At 64.7% G+C, this 17,350-nt stretch carries 16 protein-coding genes; 8 read left to right on the top strand and 8 right to left on the bottom strand.

The window, feature by feature from the left end:
* Positions 1 to 118 precede the first annotated feature (118 nt).
* A complete protein-coding gene (locus ACODS1_RS13490; protein WP_489086052.1) occupies positions 119 to 1,153 on the bottom strand; it encodes a glycosyltransferase family 4 protein in 1,035 nt (344 codons plus the stop codon).
* Complete coding sequence (locus tag ACODS1_RS13485; protein ID WP_489086051.1) at positions 1,150 to 1,971, bottom strand: UDP-2,3-diacylglucosamine diphosphatase; 822 nt, start codon at positions 1,969 to 1,971, stop codon at positions 1,150 to 1,152. Before ACODS1_RS13485 ends, ACODS1_RS13490 begins: the two co-directional genes overlap by 4 nt.
* 135 nt (positions 1,972 to 2,106) lie before the next feature.
* Here ACODS1_RS13485 and ACODS1_RS13480 point away from each other — a divergent pair, with 135 nt between their 5' ends.
* The 3 genes from ACODS1_RS13480 to ACODS1_RS13470 all read left to right on the top strand — a co-directional run bounded on the left by ACODS1_RS13480 (position 2,107) and on the right by ACODS1_RS13470 (position 4,133).
* Positions 2,107 to 2,853, top strand: coding sequence for a helix-turn-helix domain-containing protein (locus ACODS1_RS13480; protein WP_489086050.1), 747 nt, complete (start codon positions 2,107 to 2,109; stop codon positions 2,851 to 2,853).
* A 96-nt stretch (positions 2,854 to 2,949) separates the two neighbouring features.
* Positions 2,950 to 3,285: a tRNA-binding protein gene (locus ACODS1_RS13475; protein WP_322982001.1), complete on the top strand. Its 336-nt coding sequence runs from the start codon at positions 2,950 to 2,952 to the stop codon at positions 3,283 to 3,285.
* The gene (locus tag ACODS1_RS13470; protein WP_489086049.1) at positions 3,282 to 4,133 is read left to right on the top strand and encodes a DMT family transporter; all 852 of its coding nucleotides are present in this window, start codon (positions 3,282 to 3,284) and stop codon (positions 4,131 to 4,133) included. Before ACODS1_RS13475 ends, ACODS1_RS13470 begins: the two co-directional genes overlap by 4 nt.
* A gap of 19 nt (positions 4,134 to 4,152) precedes the next feature.
* Here ACODS1_RS13470 and ACODS1_RS13465 read toward each other — a convergent pair whose 3' ends face one another.
* Positions 4,153 to 4,437 carry an Rdx family protein gene (locus ACODS1_RS13465; protein WP_489086048.1) on the bottom strand — a complete coding sequence of 95 codons (285 nt, stop codon included), beginning with the start codon at positions 4,435 to 4,437 and terminating at the stop codon, positions 4,153 to 4,155.
* 71 nt (positions 4,438 to 4,508) lie between these two features.
* On the opposite strand from ACODS1_RS13465, the gene ACODS1_RS13460 reads away from it, so the two are divergent.
* A complete protein-coding gene (locus ACODS1_RS13460) occupies positions 4,509 to 6,695 on the top strand; it encodes a patatin-like phospholipase family protein (RefSeq protein ID WP_489086047.1) in 2,187 nt (728 codons plus the stop codon).
* A 55-nt stretch (positions 6,696 to 6,750) separates the two neighbouring features.
* Here the strand turns inward: ACODS1_RS13460 and ACODS1_RS13455 are convergent, their stop codons facing one another.
* From ACODS1_RS13455 to recQ, 4 genes are all read right to left on the bottom strand, one after another.
* Positions 6,751 to 8,790: a FimV/HubP family polar landmark protein gene (locus tag ACODS1_RS13455; RefSeq protein ID WP_489086046.1), complete on the bottom strand. Its 2,040-nt coding sequence runs from the start codon at positions 8,788 to 8,790 to the stop codon at positions 6,751 to 6,753.
* Positions 8,791 to 9,069: 279 nt separating this feature from the next.
* The gene (locus ACODS1_RS13450) at positions 9,070 to 9,501 is read right to left on the bottom strand and encodes a MarR family transcriptional regulator (protein ID WP_489086045.1); all 432 of its coding nucleotides are present in this window, start codon (positions 9,499 to 9,501) and stop codon (positions 9,070 to 9,072) included.
* A 97-nt stretch (positions 9,502 to 9,598) separates the two neighbouring features.
* Positions 9,599 to 10,756 (bottom strand): GGDEF domain-containing protein, encoded by a 1,158-nt coding sequence (locus ACODS1_RS13445; protein ID WP_322978170.1) that lies wholly within the window; start codon positions 10,754 to 10,756, stop codon positions 9,599 to 9,601.
* A gap of 73 nt (positions 10,757 to 10,829) precedes the next feature.
* Positions 10,830 to 12,968, bottom strand: coding sequence for a DNA helicase RecQ (gene recQ / locus ACODS1_RS13440; protein WP_489086044.1), 2,139 nt, complete (start codon positions 12,966 to 12,968; stop codon positions 10,830 to 10,832).
* 223 nt (positions 12,969 to 13,191) lie between these two features.
* Here recQ and ACODS1_RS13435 point away from each other — a divergent pair, with 223 nt between their 5' ends.
* From ACODS1_RS13435 to lapD, 4 genes are all read left to right on the top strand, one after another.
* Positions 13,192 to 13,776, top strand: coding sequence for a YecA family protein (locus ACODS1_RS13435; RefSeq protein WP_322978172.1), 585 nt, complete (start codon positions 13,192 to 13,194; stop codon positions 13,774 to 13,776).
* A 16-nt stretch (positions 13,777 to 13,792) separates the two neighbouring features.
* A complete protein-coding gene (locus ACODS1_RS13430) occupies positions 13,793 to 14,191 on the top strand; it encodes a YbaN family protein (RefSeq protein WP_489086043.1) in 399 nt (132 codons plus the stop codon).
* A 109-nt stretch (positions 14,192 to 14,300) separates the two neighbouring features.
* The gene (lapG, locus tag ACODS1_RS13425; RefSeq protein WP_489086042.1) at positions 14,301 to 14,981 is read left to right on the top strand and encodes a cysteine protease LapG; all 681 of its coding nucleotides are present in this window, start codon (positions 14,301 to 14,303) and stop codon (positions 14,979 to 14,981) included.
* Between the two features lie 10 nt (positions 14,982 to 14,991).
* Positions 14,992 to 16,935, top strand: a complete 1,944-nt coding sequence (lapD, locus tag ACODS1_RS13420) for a cyclic di-GMP receptor LapD (RefSeq protein ID WP_489086041.1) — start codon at positions 14,992 to 14,994, stop codon at positions 16,933 to 16,935.
* 21 nt (positions 16,936 to 16,956) lie between these two features.
* On the opposite strand, the gene ACODS1_RS13415 is transcribed toward lapD, so the two are convergent.
* The gene (locus tag ACODS1_RS13415) at positions 16,957 to 17,298 is read right to left on the bottom strand and encodes a tryptophan synthase subunit beta (protein ID WP_322978176.1); all 342 of its coding nucleotides are present in this window, start codon (positions 17,296 to 17,298) and stop codon (positions 16,957 to 16,959) included.
* Positions 17,299 to 17,350: the final 52 nt, after the last annotated feature.

Raw genomic sequence — 17,350 nt, 5'->3', positions numbered from 1 at the left:
GGGCGGACTCAGGAGCGCCAGCGAACAGTCCGCCAGTCCATGCCGGGCTCGGCACCACGACCTACGCCCAACACTCCAACGACGCACTGCTTCCGAGCGGTCGGCGTCTCGGTACGCCCTAGCCCTCCGCCAACGCCTCGCCCAGCAAAGCCGGCTCACCATCGATCAACGGCTGCAACGCCAGGAACTCCAACGCCGAGGCGCGCCAGGATTGCGCGGCAGCCAGTTCGGCGCAACGCTCGCGATCCAGCTCCAGCGCGCTCAGGCACGCCGCACGCAGATCCTCGTCCATCACCCCGCTCTGCCCAGGCAGCAGCACGTCCAGCGGTCCGGCCACCGGATAGGCGGCCACGGGCGTGCCGCAGGCCAGCGCCTCCAACATCACCAGGCCATAGGTATCGGTGCGCGAAGGAAAGACCAGCACCGCAGCATCCTGATAGGTCTCGGCCAGCGCCTGGCCATGGCGGTAACCGAGAAAGCGCACCTGCGGATACTGGCGCTGCAGCGCCTCACGTTGCGGGCCATCGCCCACCACCCACTTCTCGCCCGGCAGATCCAGGTCGAGAAAGGCTGGCAGATTTTTTTCCGCCGCAATGCGCCCGACGTACAGGAACACCGGGCGCGCAGGCCGCAGGCGCTGGCCATCCGGGCGAAACAGCGCAGTATCGACGCCCTTGCGCCATAGCTGCAGGCGAGCGAAGTCCCAACTGGCGAATTCCTCACGCAGCCGCTCGGTGGTCACCAATACGGCCTGGCTGGGGCGATGGAAGGCGCGCAGAAAGGCATAGCCCCAGCGTGGCTCGATCCAGGGCCAGCGGGTACTGACGTATTCGGGAAAGCGCGTATGGATGGCCGTGGAGAAGGCCAGCCCTCGCTTGCCCAGCCAACGGCGCGCCGCCCAGCCCAGCGGGCCCTCGGTGGCGATATGCACGCAATCGGGACGGTAATCACGAATCGCCGCGCCGACGCGCCAAAGATCCCACACCAGCGGGATTTCCGGGTAGGTCGGGCACGGCAGGCTGCGAAAATCGGCCGGCGACAGCAGCTTCACCTGATGCCCCAGGCCGCGCAGCTCACGCACCAGCGCGGCCAGACTGGTGACCACGCCGTTGACCTGCGGCGCCCAGGCATCGCTGACGATCAGAATCCTCATGCGCCCGGCTCGAGCAACGCGGCGGCGCGTTCCTGTTCGACTTCGCGGGCCTGCGCCTCGGCCAGGCGATACAGCTCGATCTGCCCGTCCCAGTGCTCGATCAGCGCCGTGCAGGACTCCACCCAGTCGCCGCAGTTGAGGTACTCCACGCTGCCGACCTGACGAATCTCGGCATGGTGGATGTGCCCGCAGACCACGCCATCAAGCCCACGCTTGACGCATTCGTGAGCGATGGCTTCCTCGAAGTCGCTGATGAAGTTCACCGCCGTCTTGACCTTGTGCTTGAGGTAGGCCGACAGCGACCAGTAGCCGTAACCGTAACGGCGCCGCCAATGATTGAGCCAGCGATTGAGGGTCAGGGTGAACTCGTAGGCCGAGTCGCCAAGGAAGGCCAGCCAGCGGTGATAACGGGTGATCACATCGAACTGGTCACCGTGGATCACCAGCAGACGGCGGCCGTCGGCGGTCACGTGCACGGCCTCGTCAACCAGCTGGATATTGCCCAGCAGCAGGCTGGAATAACGGCGCAGGAATTCGTCGTGGTTGCCGGTGACGTAGACCACCTCGGTACCGCGCTTGCTCATGGTCAGCAGACGGCGGATGACGTTGGTGTGCGCCTGCGGCCAGTAGATGCCGCCTCGCAGCTTCCAACCATCGATGATGTCCCCCACCAGATAGATGCGGTCGGCGTGATAGCGCTTGAGAAAGGCCGCCAGGTGTTCGGCCTGGCAATCTCGCGTGCCGAGGTGCACGTCGGAAATCCACAGGGTGCGAACACGTTGCTTGCGGCTGGGCTTGGCGAGCTGGGCGTGGGTCACAGGCGGCCTCCGGCTGGGTTTAGTCGAGCTTGAGGCGTAGCGGTGAACGCCATATGACAGGAAAAAGACCATTGCATGAACGCAGCACTCGATGCGGGCAGGCGTTAAACTCCGGCCGCTGCCGAGGAAACTGCCATGCTCCCGATCCTGTCCCTGCGTCACTACAGCCATGAAATGCTCAGCCACAGCCATGAGCACGCCCAACTGGTGTTCGGCCTGGCCGGAGAGCTGCAGTTCGAAGTCGATGGCCAGGGCAGCCAGGTCTTGCGTCATCACCTGACGGTGGTACCGGCCGAGGCGCGCCATACCTGCGGCAGTCCGCGCGGCAGCCAATGCCTGGTGCTGGATCTGCCGGCCAACGACTGGATCGAGCGGCAACTGGGCCACCACGCCAGTCGCATCCAGCGGCTGCTGGACAAACCCCATGCGCTGCGACTCGAGCCGGCCCAGGGCCAGTTGCTCAACTGGCTGGCCAACAGCCCGATCAACGACCCGGTGATCGCCGGCCAGGGCGCTGCCCTGCTGCTCGGCAGCCTGGCCTGCGCAGCGCCAGAGGCCGAGTCACGACGGCTGCCCCTGGCGGCACTCGATCAGTACATCGATCAGCACGCCGCTCATCCGCTGCAAGTGGCCGACCTGGCGTGCCTGGCCGGGCTCTCGGTGGCGCGCCTGCATGCCCGCTTTCTCGCCGAAACCGGTCGCACACCGATGGAGCATGTTCGCCAGCGCCGCCTGCAACTGGCCGAGCACCTGCTGCGCAGCAGCGACCTGCCCGTCGGAGAGATCGCCGCGCGGGTCGGCTACAACTCGCAGAGTGCCTTCACTGCCGCCCTCTCCCGCCACCTGGGCACGACTCCGCGCCAGTTGCGCCGTGACCGCTGATTCGTACGAGAGTCTGGCGACAAAATCCGCTACTCCCGCGACAGACCGTTGCCGCATGCGGCGCCTAGACTGCGCTGCATCAACGAGGAGTCCCTTATGCAAACCATCGACTGGCAGGATTTCGAAAAGGTGGAGCTGCGTGTCGGCACCATCCGCAGCGCCCGCCCCAATGAAAAAGCCATCAAGCCCGCCTACGTACTGGAGGTGGATCTCGGCGAACTGGGCGTGAAAACCTCCAGCGCGCAGATCACCGCCCACTATGACTGTGCCGCCCTGATTGGCCGGCAAGTGCTCTGCGTATGCAATTTCCCACCGAAACGCATCGCCGGCATCCGCTCAGAGGTTCTGGTCACCGGCGCCCATGACGATGCCGGGCGCGTGGTGCTGGCTAGCTTTGACCTGCCACTGCCCAACGGGGCGCGCCTGGCATGAAACAACGCAACGCCCTGCTGGCAATTCACCTTGGCGCGCTGATGTTCGGCCTGGCCGGGATCTTCGGCAAACTGGCCGAGACCACCCCAAACATGATCGCCGCCGGTCGCTCGGTATTCGCCGTACTCGCACTCGGCCTGGCCCTGCTGCTCTGGCGCCGCCGCACGCTTGGCTGGCCAGGCCTGCGCCAGGCAGCTCTGCTCGGCCTCGGCGGCCTGCTGTTGGGCGCGCATTGGGTGACTTTCTTCGAGGCGGTGAAAGTCTCCGGCGTGGCCATCGCCACCCTAGGCTTTGCCAGCTTCCCAGCCTTTACCGTACTGCTGGAAGGCGTGCTGTTTCGCGAGCGCACGCAGCCCATCGAGTTCGCCATGGTCGGCCTGGTTTGCCTGGGTCTGGTCTTGGTGACACCGGCATTCAGCCTGGCCAGCGGTGCCACCGTCGGCCTGCTCTGGGCCATCGCATCGGGGTTGCTGTTCGCCCTGCTGTCGTTGCTCAACCGCGCCAGCACCCACGGCATTGACCCGGTGCAGGCTGCGCTGTACCAGAATCTGGCGGTATTCGTCTGCTTCATGCCCTGGGCCTGGCCGGTGGTGCCGAGCGTCACGCCACTGGACTGGCTGTGGATCGCCCTGCTCGGCATCTTCTGCACGGGGCTGGCACACAGCCTGTTCGTCGCCAGCCTGCGCGTGCTCAAGGCCCGTACCACTGCGGTGATCTTCGCTCTGGAGCCGGTCTACGGGATTCTCTTTGCCTGGTGGCTGTTCAGCGAGCAGCCGACATTGCGCATGCTGGCAGGCGGCTTGCTGATCGTCAGTGCCATCTTCGTCTCGGCACGGTTGGCGCGTTGAGAGCGACTCAGCCTCAGCGCTACACGCGGTCGTTGTGCCCCAGATCGCGGCTCGGATCGATCAGATCGCGCACGCGCTGCTTGAGCACCTTGGCCTCGGGGAAGCCGTTATCGGCCTTGCGTTCCCAGACCTGTACGCCATTGCAGAGGATGCGGAACACGCCGCCGGTGCCCGGTTCCAGGCTGACCCGACCCAGTTCGTCGGCGAAGGTGCTGAGCAGCTCCTGGGCCAACCAGGCGGCGCGCAGCAACCACTGGCACTGGGTGCAATAGGTGATGACGATTTCCGGCTTGTGATCTGACATGGGCAGGCTCTGATGGGCGAAGCGGGTGCCTATAATAGCGGCCTTTGTGCCCGTCTAATCCGGTATTCGTCATGCCTCGCCTGTTCCGCCCGCTGCTGATTTTCCTCGCCCTTCTTGCATTGCCGACGTACGCCGAGGAGCGTATCGGCCTGGTGCTGTCCGGCGGCGCCGCGCGCGGGCTGGCGCATATCGGCGTGCTCAAGTCGCTGGAACGCCAGGGCGTTCGCATCGACGCCATCGCCGGCACCAGCATGGGCGCCATCATCGGCGGGCTGTATGCGGCCGGTTACCGGGTTGATGAGCTGGAACAGCTGGCGCTGCAGCTGGATTGGCAGCAGGCGCTCTCCGATTCTCCACCGCGCGAGGACATCCCCTTTCGCCGCAAGCAGGATGATCGCGATTTCCTGATCAAGCAGAAACTCAGCTTTCGTGACGATGGCAGCCTGGGCCTGCCGCTGGGCGTGATCCAGGGGCAGAACCTGACCATGCTCCTGGAAACCCTGCTGGTACACCGCAGCGACACGCGCAATTTCGACCGCCTGCCGATCCCCTTCCATGCGGTGGCCACCGATATCGCCACGGGTGAAGAGGTGATCCTGCGCAGCGGCCACCTGCCGCAGGCGATGCGCGCCAGCATGTCGATCCCGGCGGTGTTCGCTCCGGTGGAGCTCGATGGCCGCCTGCTGGTCGACGGTGGCATGGTCAACAACATTCCCATCGACGTGGCCCGGCAGATGGGCGTCGACCGGGTCATCGTGGTCGATCTGGGCACCCCGCTGCGACCGGTCGACGAACTGACCACGGTAGTCGACGTGATGAACCAGTCGATCACCCTGATGACGCGCAAGAACTCGGAAGAGCAACTCAAGACCCTGACGCCGGACGACGTACTGATCACCCCGCCGCTGGCCGGCTATGGCGTGGCCGATTTCAACCGGGCCGAGCAGATGATCGACGCCGGTTACCGTGCCACCGAGGCGCTATCCGCCTCCCTGGCACGCCTCGCCCAACCGGGCGGCGGCAGCCCGGCGCTGGCCGTGGCGCGTTCGCGTGAGCAGCGCAACCCGCTGATCCGCGAAATCCGCGTGGAGAACGACTCCAAGGTCGGCGACGCGGTGATCCTCAGCCACATCCGTCAGCCGCTGAATCAGCCACTGGATCTCGAACGCCTGCAAAAGGACATGGGTACGCTCTACGGCCTCGACTACTTCGAACGCGTGCAATACCGCATCACGCCCCTGGACGAGCGTGGCAGTGCACTGGTGATCGACGCGCGCGGCCGGCGCACCGGCACCGACTACCTGCGCATCGGCCTGAACCTCGCCGACGACATGCGTGGTGACAGCGCCTTCAACATCGGCGCCAGCTACCGCATCAACGGCATCAACGAACTCGGTGCCGAATGGCTGACGCGCGTGCAACTGGGCGACCGCCAGGAGCTGTACAGCGAGTTCTACCAACCGCTCGACTCCGGTTCGCGCTACTTCATCGCACCCTACCTGGCGGGCGAGTCGCGCAACATCGAGGCCATCCTCGATAACGACCCCATCGCCGAATACCGCCTTGAGCGCTACGGTTACGGCCTCAACCTCGGGCGGCAGATCGCCAACAATGGCGAGATTCGCTTCGGCATCGGCCAGGCCTGGGGCGAAGCGGACGTACGCGTCGGCGAACGCGACCTGCCGAGCTTCAGCTTCAGCGAGGGCTACTACGAACTGAAGTACTCCTTCGACACCCTGGACAACGTCGACTTCCCGCGACAGGGCGAAGAAATCGGTCTGCTGCTGCGCCAGTACGACAAGGGGCTGGATTCCGATCAGGACTACCGTCAATGGGAGCTGAACCTGAGCAAGGCGTTCAGCGTCGAGCGCAACACCTGGATCTTCGGCGGCCGCTACGGGCGCACCCTGGACGAAGCCGATGTGGTCACCTCGGGCTTCGTCCTCGGCGGCGCCCAGGAGCTGTCAGGCTTTCGCCAGGATGCCCTGAGCGGGCAGAACGTGGCCCTGGCGCGCATGGTGTACTACCGCCGGCTGACCCAGCACTCGCTGCTGCCGCTGGATGTCCCGCTGTACCTGGGCATGTCGCTGGAGCGTGGTCGCGCCTGGAACAACGACAATGCCTTCGACAGCGGCTACATCAACGCCGCCAGTGTGTTCCTCGGCCTCGACACGCCACTCGGCCCGCTGAACTTCAGCTACGGTCTCAACGATGAACGGGAAAAGGCGTTGTACCTGAACCTGGGCAAGAGTTTCTGAAACGACAAGGCCGCGCAATCTGCGCGGCCTTGTCGATTCACCTGAGCGGTGGCAATCAGGCGATCTCGGCCAGAAGCAGGCGCGCTGCCTCCTTCTCCTGCTCGTCGCCCTCGTCGATCACTTCGTTGAGGATGTCGCACGCTGCCGCGATATCGCCCTGCTTGATGTAGGCCAACGCCTGATTGAGCTTGGTCATGTGCTCGGGATTGCCGGCCAGGTGATCCAGGTCGATCGGCTGCAGCGGTTGCTCGGATTCGTCGGCGAAGGCGTCGAGGAACTGCTCGTCGAGTACATATTCGTCCACCGGCTCGACACGCGACTCGCCGTGCTCCATGTCCATCTCGAAGACTTCCGGCAGCTCCCGCAGGTTGCTGGCGAAATGTGGGTCATGCGCCACCTCTTCTTCGGCCTTCTTCAGACGGGCCGGGGTGTCGGCCTTGAATGGGCTGACCAGATCCCAGTCGGCATCCAGAGAGAGATCGTCCAGGTTGAGCTGGAAATCACTGTCGACGAGGGGCTCGACGGCCTCGGGCTCGGCAACTGCGGCAGGCTGAACAGCCTGCGCACGGCTGCCGGCGAAGTAGCGGGCCTTGATCGGTTCGATACGCGCAGGCGGCACGCCCAGATCGAGCAGCGCCTTTTCCTGGTCAAGGAACGCCGACTCATCACCCAGTTCGCCATAAACCTCGCTCAGGCGCAGACGCAAATCGGCGCGCTGCGGATAAAGCTCGATGGAACGACGCAGCGCACTGGCCGCCTCGGCAAAACGGCCGTAGGCGATATAGACGTTGGCACCCTCCAGCGGATCGGGCTCAGCGACAGGCTCGACGACCACCGGGCGGCTCACCGTTGGGGATTCGCCGACAGGTGCAAGCCGCGGCGCTTCGTTCGTCGGCTCGGGTGCCTGCTCCTTGGCGCGACGTCGATAGGCAACGAGAAGCCCGAACAGCGCCAGGCCGAGCACCGGCAGCCCAGCCATCAGCCAGGAGCTCCAGCCGAACGAGGAGCTGGACGCCGCCTCGCTTGGAGGCGTGATCGCTTCGGCAGCAGGTCGCTGCGCCATCTCCTGGGAAATGACCTGCAGCTGACGATCCTTCTCCTCCATCTGCTGGCGCAACTGATCCAGTTGGCTCTGCATCTGGCTGAGCGCCGATTGCAATTGGGCGTTCTGGTCGGTCACGGTCTGCAGCTGGGCGTTAACCTGCGCGACCTCCTCGCTCAAGGGGGCAGGCGCAGGTGTCTCGCTCGCCAGTGCATCGAGCGATGGCTGCGCAGCTGCTGCCTCGTTAGGCAAAGAAGTCGGTGCGCTGACCTGGGCTCCCGCAACCTCTGCGGCCGGAGCACTCAGTTGACTGGCCGGCAGCGGCGCGACCTCCGCCATGGCAGGTGCCGCAGAATCCGGCAACAGCAGTTGCTGATCAACGCGCAGACGATGGCGGTCGCCACCTACGAAGGCCGCCTGATTCAACGCGAAGATGTCTTCCATCAGGCTTTCGCGGCTGGCCGAACTACCGGAAGCGACGAGCTTGCCGGAGATACTCCAGAGACTGTCACCACCCTGCACGCGATAACGCTGCCCCAGGGCGGCTGGCGGCATACGAGTAGGCACCGGCGCCTTGTTCGCCGAGACCGCAGCCTGCGGTGAGCGGGTCGCCGCCGTTGCCGCGATGGGGGCGGCACTGCTGCTGTAGGCAGTCGAGCCTGGCGGGTCGAGGAGTACGGTGTATTCGCGATAAAGCTGGCCGCCCGGGCGCGCCACTTCGACGATGAAGTTCAGATACGGCTCACGCACCGGCTTGCTCGACACCACCCGGATCACGCTACGCGATCCACGCAGAATGGGGGTGAAGCGCAGGTCGTTGAGAAAGTAGACGCGCTCGACGCCCGAGCGCGCGAACACATCGGCAGGCGCCAGACGCACATGCATGTCCGAGGTTGCCAGATCGCCAACCTGCAACAGCTCGATTTCCGCATCCAGAGGCTGGCTCAGAGCCGAGTGCAGGGTGATCTCACCTAGCCCCAATGCCGACGCAACGCCGGAATAAAGAGCGGTGCCAGAGGCCACTGCCAGAACCAATTTACGCAGCCGAGCCATGCGACCTCCACATTTTGCGCGTCGTGCAGCGCCGTCAGACATTCTGCGGCGGCCTTCTGTTACAGAAGATTAGCGCACGAAACGATAGATCAACCTCTCAGAAACAGAACCCGGTTGCGCGCCCGATCCCGCCTCACATTATGACGACTGCTTCACAAAGCAGCACAGTGCCGCCAGTTTGCCGACGAAGCCCCGACACCAGCAAGCGCTTTCAGTCAAAAAACGGACACTGCGCCAACAGAACACATCATCTGCTGCGCAGTCGGGCCTGTATCGCGGTCACTTCGTCAGATTGGCGAGTACCCGCGCATGCACCAGTTGGCAGCGGCGCAGATCGTCCTCGTCGATACCCACAAAGACTTCCTGGCGCAGTTGCGTGGAAATAGCCTCGATCTTCTCGATCAGGGGCTGCGCCTTGGGTTGTAGGGCGATTTTCTTGGCCCGGCGATCTTCCGGTACGGCAATACGCGTCACCAATTCCTGCGCCTCCAGGCTGTCGAGCAGTCGGGCCAGGGTCGGCCCCTCGACCCCGACACTTTGTGCAAGCTCGCGCTGAGTCGGCATTTCGGGAAAGCGCGATAGGTGCAGCAGCACCAGCCAACGCGCCTGGGACAGGCCAAGGCCGACCAGGCGACGGTCAAGTTCGGAACGCCAGGCGCGCGACAACTGCGCGACCTGCATGGCAAAACGGTGTTGGTCAGGGTAAGACATGGATCAGCTCATACAAAGGTCAAAAACTAATTATTAGCCAGCTAGCCATAACCCTTCGCTGAGAGCAACCCCACAGATTGTCGCGTGTCGTTTCAGCTCAGCCAACGACTCGATTGCGACCGAACGCCTTGGCCTCGTAAAGCGCCCGATCCGCTCGGGCATACAGCGTGCTCAACTCATCACCCTCGCGGGGCTGGATGACCGCGACACCCAGCGACAGCGTGAGAACCTCACTGGACGACGCTTCGTGAGGCAGGTTCAGCGCCACCAGTGCCTGGCGTATCGATTCGGCGATGCGCAGCGCCTCTTCCCGCGGTGTATCGAACAGCAACACGGCGAACTCCTCGCCGCCCAGGCGCACGGCGAAATCCAGCGGTCGGCGGGCTGCCTCTTCGAGCAGCAGCGCGATTTGCTGCAGAGCCAGATCCCCCGCCTGATGGCCATAGCGGTCGTTGTACAACTTGAAGTGGTCGGCATCGCACAGCAGCAGCGCCAGGGATTCGCCATTGCGCTGCGCCTGGCGCCAGAGGCGTTCGAACTGGCGGTTGAAGCTGCGTCGATTGTGCAACCCAGTGAGGCTGTCGCGGTCGGCCAGCAGACGCATCAGGTTACTCACCAGAAAATGCTCGCGCGACTTGTACTCCAGCAGGTAACAGCCCACGCCACCGAGCAGGTTACCGAACAGCAGGAACATCAGGTTGTTGACCAGGCGTGGCAACGGCAGGCCGGCCCATGACTCCAGCGCCGCATAGACCAGCAGGATCGCCAGTGAACAGACAGCGGCCTCGGCCAGACGCAGGCCGATGAGGAAATAGGCAGCGATACAGACCAGCATCAGCCCTTCATAGGGGTAGTTGGGATCATGCAGATGCGCGACGGCGACGATCGAGGCAGCACCGAGCCCCACGGTGGCGATGCACGCCAGGCTCAGGGGTTGTAGCAGATGAGGATGACGGCGCTGGATGATCAGGTAACCGCACACCAGCAGAACCACCAGCACGAGCATGCGAATCGCCAGCATCCACCCCAGATAGGGCGCATCCATCATCTGGGTGTCCAGCACGGCGAATGCCAGCCAGATGAAGACGGCAACGATCAGCGAGATGCGCTTGAGTTCGAAGCGATCTTCGAGCAGGTAGGCGCGGTACTCGCTCTCCAGCAGACGGGAGAAACGCAAACCACGAAATCCCAGGCTCAGTTGATCGGCATAAGGGCTGGGACGGACATCATCGAGCCAGGCGTGATAACTCGGCACCCTCACCTCCTCTGCTGGCGGCCTGCATTCACTTTAGCAGGCGCTTGGTGCCGACCTGCAAGCTCTGGCTCGCTCAGCCTTCGAACTCGGCCTGCAGGGCGGCGCGCACGCAATACAGCACGGCCTCGTCGACCTGGCCGGCGAACAGCGGAGCGATCTCGCTCACAGGCGGCAGTTCGCCCTCGCCGTCGAGAAACGCATCCTGAATCTCGCCGAGCAGTTCCTCAGGCAAGTCCAGCGCCTGCTCCAGGCTCAGGTGCTGTTTGCTGATCGCTTCGGCCAGCAGGCTGTAGACGTTGCGCTCGCTGCAGTTCAGTTGGTTGGCGATCTGCGCCGGCGTCATGCCGGCGCGGGCCAGGCTGACCAGCTCATGACGCAGGTCGGCGACCGGCGCGGGCGCAGGCGCTTCTTCGCCGCCGTTGAGCACATCGAGAAAAGCCTGGCCGTAGCGCTCCAGCTTGCGCGCACCGACGCCGCTGACCTGGGCCATGTCGCCGAGCGTCGCGGGCTGGCTGCGCAGCATTTCCAGCAATGTGGCATCGGGGAAGATCACGTACGGCGGCACGCTGTGCTCCTCGGCCAGCTTGCGCCGCAGGCTGCGTAGCGCCTCCCACATCTCGCGCTCGTGGCCACGCACCAGTTGGCTGGCGGCGCTGCCAGAGGACGAGCTCTTGGCGCTCTGCGCCGGCTTGGGATCGTGGCGCAGCTCCAGCCCCACCTCACCGCGCAGCAGCGGCCGGCAGGCATCGGTCAGACGCAGGCCGCCGAAGCCTTCCAGATCGACATCTGCCAGGCCACGCGCCACCAGTTGGCGGAACAGCGTGCGCCACTCGTTCTCGTTGTGCGCCTTGCCGATGCCGAATACGGCGAGGTGCTGATGGCCGGCGTTGCGGATCTTTTCGTTGTCGCGCCCAAGGAGGATGTCCACCAGGTGGCCGACGCCGTAGCGCTGACCGCTGCGGTAGATGGTCGACAGCGCCTGGCGTGCCGCTTCGGTGGCGTCCCAGGTCTGCACGCCGTCGATGCAGTTGTCGCAATGGCCACAAGGCTGCGGCAATTCCTCGTCGAAATAGGCCAGCAGTGCCTGGCGCCGGCAGTGCGGCTCCTCGCACAGCGCCAGCATGGCGTCGAGCTTGTGCTGCTCGATGCGCTTGTGCCGCTCGTCGCCCTCGGAGTTGGCCAGCATCTGCTTGAGGAAGATCACGTCCTGCAGGCCGTAGGCCATCCAGGCATCAGCAGGCAGGCCGTCACGGCCGGCGCGGCCGGTTTCCTGATAGTAGGCTTCCAGCGACTTGGGCAGATCGAGATGACAGACGAAGCGCACGTTGGGCTTGTCGATGCCCATGCCGAAGGCGATGGTGGCGACCATGATCAGCCCTTCCTCGTTGAGGAAGCGCTTCTGGTGGTAGGCACGCAGGTCGTTGGCCAGGCCGGCGTGATACGGCAACGCCGGATAGCCCTGGCTGCTGAGGAACTCGGCCACCTCCTCCACCTTCTTGCGCGACAGGCAGTAGACGATGCCGGCATCGCCCTTGCGCGGCGCGAGGAAACTCAGCAGCTGCTTGCGCGGATTATCCTTGGGCTGGATGCGGTAGAAGATATTCGGTCGGTCGAAGCTGGAGAGAAACCGCTCGGCATTCTGCAGGTGCAGGCGCTGGACGATTTCCTCACGGGTGCGCTTGTCCGCAGTCGCAGTCAGGGCGATGCGCGGCACTTCGGGGAAGAGTTCGGCGAGTTGGCCGAGTTGCAGGTACTCGGGGCGGAAGTCGTGCCCCCACTGCGACACACAGTGCGCCTCGTCGATGGCGAACAGGGCAATGTCGAGGCCCTGCAGGAAGCTCAGCATGCGCGGCTGCACCAGGCGCTCGGGCGCCAGGTAGAGCATCTTGATCTCGCCACGACGAATGCGATCGGCAATCTCGCGCTGCTCGTCAGGGCTCAACGTCGAGTTCAGTGCCACGGCCGCCACGCCCAGTTCGTCGAGGGTGGCGACCTGATCGTCCATCAGTGCGATCAAGGGCGAGACCACCACTGCCAGGCCGTCGCGCATCAGCGCCGGCACCTGGAAGCACAGCGACTTGCCGCCGCCGGTCGGCATCAACACCAGGGCATCGCCGCCTGCGGCCACGCGCTCGATGATCGCAGCCTGATTGCCGCGAAAGGCGTCGTAGCCGAAAACGTCTTTGAGAATGCGCATGGCGTGGTCGAGCATGGGGGCCTCCGAATCGAGCCGCGCATTATGCCGCACTCTGGCCATGGACTGGGCAACGGGCTGTGCGAAGCCGGCGTCGATCATCAGGAAAAACATCTGCCTGCCATCGCGGCTGAAGCCCCTCCCAGCATAATGTCGCGCCGTAGACCCCATCGCGGCGTAGGTAGTTTGCCCCTGGCCTGCTAGAATCTGGCCTCGCATTCAGCCTCAAGGTAACTCCACGATGTCCTTCGCCGAGCAATTGTCCCGCCTGCAAGCCTTCCTCGATGCCGACGAGCTGCATGAAGAAGCGCTGGACTACGTGGCCGCCCATGGCTATCTGACCGCCCTGGCCATCTGCCCCGAGCCGGTGCCCGAGCGCGAATGGATCGATGCGTTGTTCGCCGAGCCGCCGCACTATCGCAGCGATGCCGAGCGCGAAGAGATCGAAACCACGCTGGTGCACCTCAAGGCGCACATCGCCCGCCAACTGGCCGGCGAGGAAGAGCCCGAGCTGCCCTGCGACCTCGACCTCGGCGAAGAGCCGGACGATTCCGACCTGCGCGGCTGGTGCATCGGCTTCATGGAAGGCGTGTTCCTGCGCGAGGCCGTGTGGTTCGAAGACGCCGAAGACGAAGTCAGCGAGCTGCTGCTGCCGATCATGGTCGGCTCCGGCCTGTTCGACGAACAGCAGGAGTTCGCCGAGATCGCCCGCGATCATGACTTGGTCGACAGCATGATCGACCAGATCCCCGAGCTGCTCACCGCGCTGTTCCTGCTGTGCCAGGCCCCGGAAGAAAAGCCCGCCCTGCTCAAGCCGCGCCACTGATTCCTGCCGTTCGGCCATGCCCCGCGAAGTTCGCGAAAGCCGCCACCGCAGCGTGCGTTATGCGCTGCTGGCGGTCGGCTGGCTGAGCATCGCGCTGGGCGTCATCGGCATCTTCCTGCCGGTGTTGCCGACCACGCCCTTCCTGTTGCTCGCCGCGGCCTGCTTCATGCGCAGCTCGCGGCGCTTCTACATCTGGCTGGTAACGCACCCGCAACTCGGGCCGTGGATCCGCGATTACCTCGATGGCCAGGGCATTCCGCGCAAGGCCAAGGTCTACACGCTGGTGCTGATGTGGTCGAGCATCGCCCTGTCCAGCTACCTGGTGCCGCACTTCTGGGCGCGCCTGTTCATGCTCACCAGCGCCATTTGCGTGAGCATCTACATCCTGCGCCAGAAGACGCTGCCGAGCCGCTGAAACAGCCTGTTCGACAAAGCGTTGACAGCCGATCAACGGCTATCGCGGTCAAGCGGCAGAAAGCCGTCGCCTCGCCTAGACTGAGCCGATCAGGCTCGGAGAGAACCCCATGCGATGGCTGCGCATTCAGGGATGGCGAGGGCGCCTGCTGATCCTCTGGATCGGCGGCCTGCTACTGGCTGGCCTAAGCACGGCCAACTGGGATTTCGAGCTGATTCTGAAGAACGCAGAAAGCCGCTACGGCAACCTCGGCCCGGCACGCAAGCGCCTGCTCGACTGGCAGGCGCTGATCGCTAGCAGCGACGCGCTGGCCGAGAAGGACAAGCTCAACGAGGTCAACCGCTTCTTCAACCGCACCGTACGCTTCGTCGACGACCAGCAGTTATGGCGCGAGAACGACTACTGGGCTACGCCGGTAGAGACCCTGATCAAGGGCGCTGGCGACTGCGAGGACTACTCGCTGGCCAAGTACTTCACCCTGCGCCGCCTCGGCATCCCCAGCGAGAAGCTGCGCGTCACCTACGTCAAGGCGTTGAACTACAACCAGGCGCACATGGTGCTGACCTACTACGCCAGCCCCGGCGCCGAGCCACTGGTGCTGGACAACCTGATCAACGATATCCGTCCCGCCTCGCAGCGCCGCGACCTGCTACCGGTCTATGCGTTCAATGCCGAAGGCCTCTACCTACCCGGATCCAACGCACGCAAGAGCGACTCGAAGAAGCTCTCGCGCTGGCAGGACATCCTGAAAAAAATGCGCGCCGAAGGCTTCTCCGTGGGCGAAGGCTAGGAGGAAACTCATGTCCCTACTCAAGCAACTGTTCCTCGCCATCTGCCTGTTCCTCGTGGTGGCCTTCACCGGCAGCTTCATCGCCAGCGTGGAGACCTCACGCGAGCAACTGCTCAGCCAGTTGCGCTCCCACGCGCAGGACGCCGCCACTGCGCTCGGCCTGTCGATGGCCTCGCACGTGGATGACCCGGCCATGCTCGAACTGATGGTCAGCTCGATCTTCGACAGCGGCTACTTCGCCAGCATCCGCGTGGTCGGCATACCCGACGACAAGGTGATCGTCGAGCGCCGCACCGAGGTCAAACCGGAAAACGTGCCGCAATGGTTCGTCGACCTGGTCGACCTGCAGCCCGAAGGCGGCGACGCGCTGATCATGCGTGGCTGGGAACAGGCGGCGCGGGTCGAGGTGGTCAGCCATCCACAATTCGCCCTGGCCAAGCTCTGGGACAGCGCCATCGGCAGCCTGCTCTGGTTGCTGCTGTGCGGGCTGGTCAGCGCCGTACTCGGCGGCTGGCTGCTGCGCACGCAATTGCGCCCGCTGGACAACATGGTGCAGCAGGCGCAGGCCATCACCCGCCGCGAATTTCTCACTCTGCCCCGCGTGCCGCGTACCCCTGAACTCAAGCGGGTGGTGCTGGCCATGAACCAGATGGTGGACAAGCTCAAGACGCTATTCGCCGAAGAAGCCGCGCGCAGCGAGAAGCTGCGCGAGGAAGCCTACCAGGACAGCCTCACCGGCCTGGCCAACCGCCGCCAGTTCGACATTCGCCTGGGCAACCAACTGGTGGTCAACGAACAGCACCCGGATGGCTACCTGCTGCTGCTGCGCCTGAATGATCTCGGCGGACTCAACCAGCGCCTCGGCGGCCAGCGTACCGATGAGCTGATCCAGGCCTCCGGCGAACTGCTCAAGCGCCAACTCGACAACCCGGAGCACGGCGAATGGCTGGCGGCACGCAGCCGTGGTGGCGAGTTCACCCTGCTCGCGCCCGGCTTGCGCAGCGAAGACGCCGAGCGCCTGGCAAACGAGCTTGTCGAGCAACTGGAAGCCTTGCGCCATACCGGAGCCAGCGATTGCACGCCCGTGGCGCACCTGGGCCTCGCCGCGTTCCGCCCCGGCGAGCCGGCTGGCCAGGTGATTGCCCGCGCCGACCAGGCGCTGGCGCAGGCGCAGAGCCAGTTCGGCAGTTGCTGGGGGCGCAACGACGACTTCGAGGCGCCAAGCGGGCAAAGCCTGCATGACTGGCGTGGCTGGATCGACGATGCCCTGGCTCAGGGTAAGCTCCAGCTCTACCTGCAGCCCGTGGTGGAGTGCGCCACACGTGCACAGCTGCTGCACCACAAGGTACTCGCGCGCCTGATCGACCCACAGGGCGAGGCCGTGGTTGCCGGGCGCTTCCTGCCCTGGATCGAACGCCTGGGCTGGAGCGCCCGACTGGATCTGGCCATGCTCGAGCACAGCCTCGAATACCTGGCAAAGCGCCCCGAACCGCTGGCACTGAGCCTCTCGGCGAGCACCCTGCGCAACTCAGGGAGCCGCGCGCAATTGCTGGAGTTGTTGCGCCATCACCGCGACCTGGGAAGTTATCTGACCCTGGAAGTGGACGAGCGCCATCTGCCGCCACCCGCAGAGCTGGAGAGCCTGAGCCAAAGCATCCGCGAAGCAGGTTTCAGCCTGGGCCTGCAGCATTTCGGCGGGCGTTTCAGCCTGATCGGCAACCTCACCCACCTCGGCCTGGCCTACCTGAAGGTCGACGGCACTTACATCCGCGCCATCGACGCAGAGGGCGACAAGCGCATGTTCATCGAGGCGATCCAGCGCGCGGCCAACAGCATCGATTTGCCATTGATCGCCGAGATGGTGGAAACGGAAGGTGAGCTGGCCGTGTTGACCGAACTGGGCATTCACGGCGCCATGGGGCGCTTGATCGGCGCCCCGGCGCCTGCGGTTTAGCAGGCCGTTGAGAAACGACCGCTAGACCAGGTTCGGTTCGTCGTCCCCCAGCAACCCGGTCAGCCCCTCGATCTCGGCCCGCGCGATGGCGCGCTGGTCGAGTTTCTCCCGCGCGGCCTCGGGCAGGTCGGTGTAGCGGATGACACCCCGCTCGACCAGCACGCTGACCACGTCTTCCAGTACCCGCACCAGTTCCAGGTCGGACTGTTTGAGACTGTCGAGGCGCGCCTTGACCTCCTCGCGAGCTTCGAGCCAACGGTGCAGCTCCTCACTCTCAACGGCCAGCGTCTCGTTCATGCCCTCGAACGGCTCATGCTCGACTCTGAGCAAGCGGCCAGCGGCGTCGCGCTGTACGTAAACCATGGATGCCTCCGAAAACAGCCCGAAAAAAAGCCCGCTGCCGGAGAGGCAGCGG

It is taken from the genome of Pseudomonas sp. FG29 (genome assembly GCF_057809355.1).
Note: the sequence above shows the minus strand (reverse complement) of the source record. Positions and strands in the feature narration are given on the sequence as shown.

Bases quoted from the DNA above. Each gene is read 5' to 3' on its own strand.
- ACODS1_RS13430 (WP_489086043.1), top strand. From the start codon at position 13,793: ATGCCCCGCGAAGTTCGCGAAAGCCGCCACCGCAGCGTGCGTTATGCG.
- ACODS1_RS13455 (WP_489086046.1), bottom strand. From the start codon at position 8,790: ATGGCTCGGCTGCGTAAATTGGTTCTGGCAGTGGCCTCTGGCACCGCT.
- lapG (WP_489086042.1), top strand. From the start codon at position 14,301: ATGCGATGGCTGCGCATTCAGGGATGGCGAGGGCGCCTGCTGATCCTC.
- ACODS1_RS13415 (WP_322978176.1), bottom strand. From the start codon at position 17,298: ATGGTTTACGTACAGCGCGACGCCGCTGGCCGCTTGCTCAGAGTCGAG.
- recQ (WP_489086044.1), bottom strand. From the start codon at position 12,968: ATGCTCGACCACGCCATGCGCATTCTCAAAGACGTTTTCGGCTACGAC.
- ACODS1_RS13465 (WP_489086048.1), bottom strand. From the start codon at position 4,437: ATGTCAGATCACAAGCCGGAAATCGTCATCACCTATTGCACCCAGTGC.
- ACODS1_RS13480 (WP_489086050.1), top strand. From the start codon at position 2,107: ATGCTCCCGATCCTGTCCCTGCGTCACTACAGCCATGAAATGCTCAGC.
- ACODS1_RS13475 (WP_322982001.1), top strand. From the start codon at position 2,950: ATGCAAACCATCGACTGGCAGGATTTCGAAAAGGTGGAGCTGCGTGTC.
- ACODS1_RS13435 (WP_322978172.1), top strand. From the start codon at position 13,192: ATGTCCTTCGCCGAGCAATTGTCCCGCCTGCAAGCCTTCCTCGATGCC.
- ACODS1_RS13470 (WP_489086049.1), top strand. From the start codon at position 3,282: ATGAAACAACGCAACGCCCTGCTGGCAATTCACCTTGGCGCGCTGATG.
- lapD (WP_489086041.1), top strand. From the start codon at position 14,992: ATGTCCCTACTCAAGCAACTGTTCCTCGCCATCTGCCTGTTCCTCGTG.
- ACODS1_RS13460 (WP_489086047.1), top strand. From the start codon at position 4,509: ATGCCTCGCCTGTTCCGCCCGCTGCTGATTTTCCTCGCCCTTCTTGCA.
- ACODS1_RS13450 (WP_489086045.1), bottom strand. From the start codon at position 9,501: ATGTCTTACCCTGACCAACACCGTTTTGCCATGCAGGTCGCGCAGTTG.
- ACODS1_RS13490 (WP_489086052.1), bottom strand. From the start codon at position 1,153: ATGAGGATTCTGATCGTCAGCGATGCCTGGGCGCCGCAGGTCAACGGC.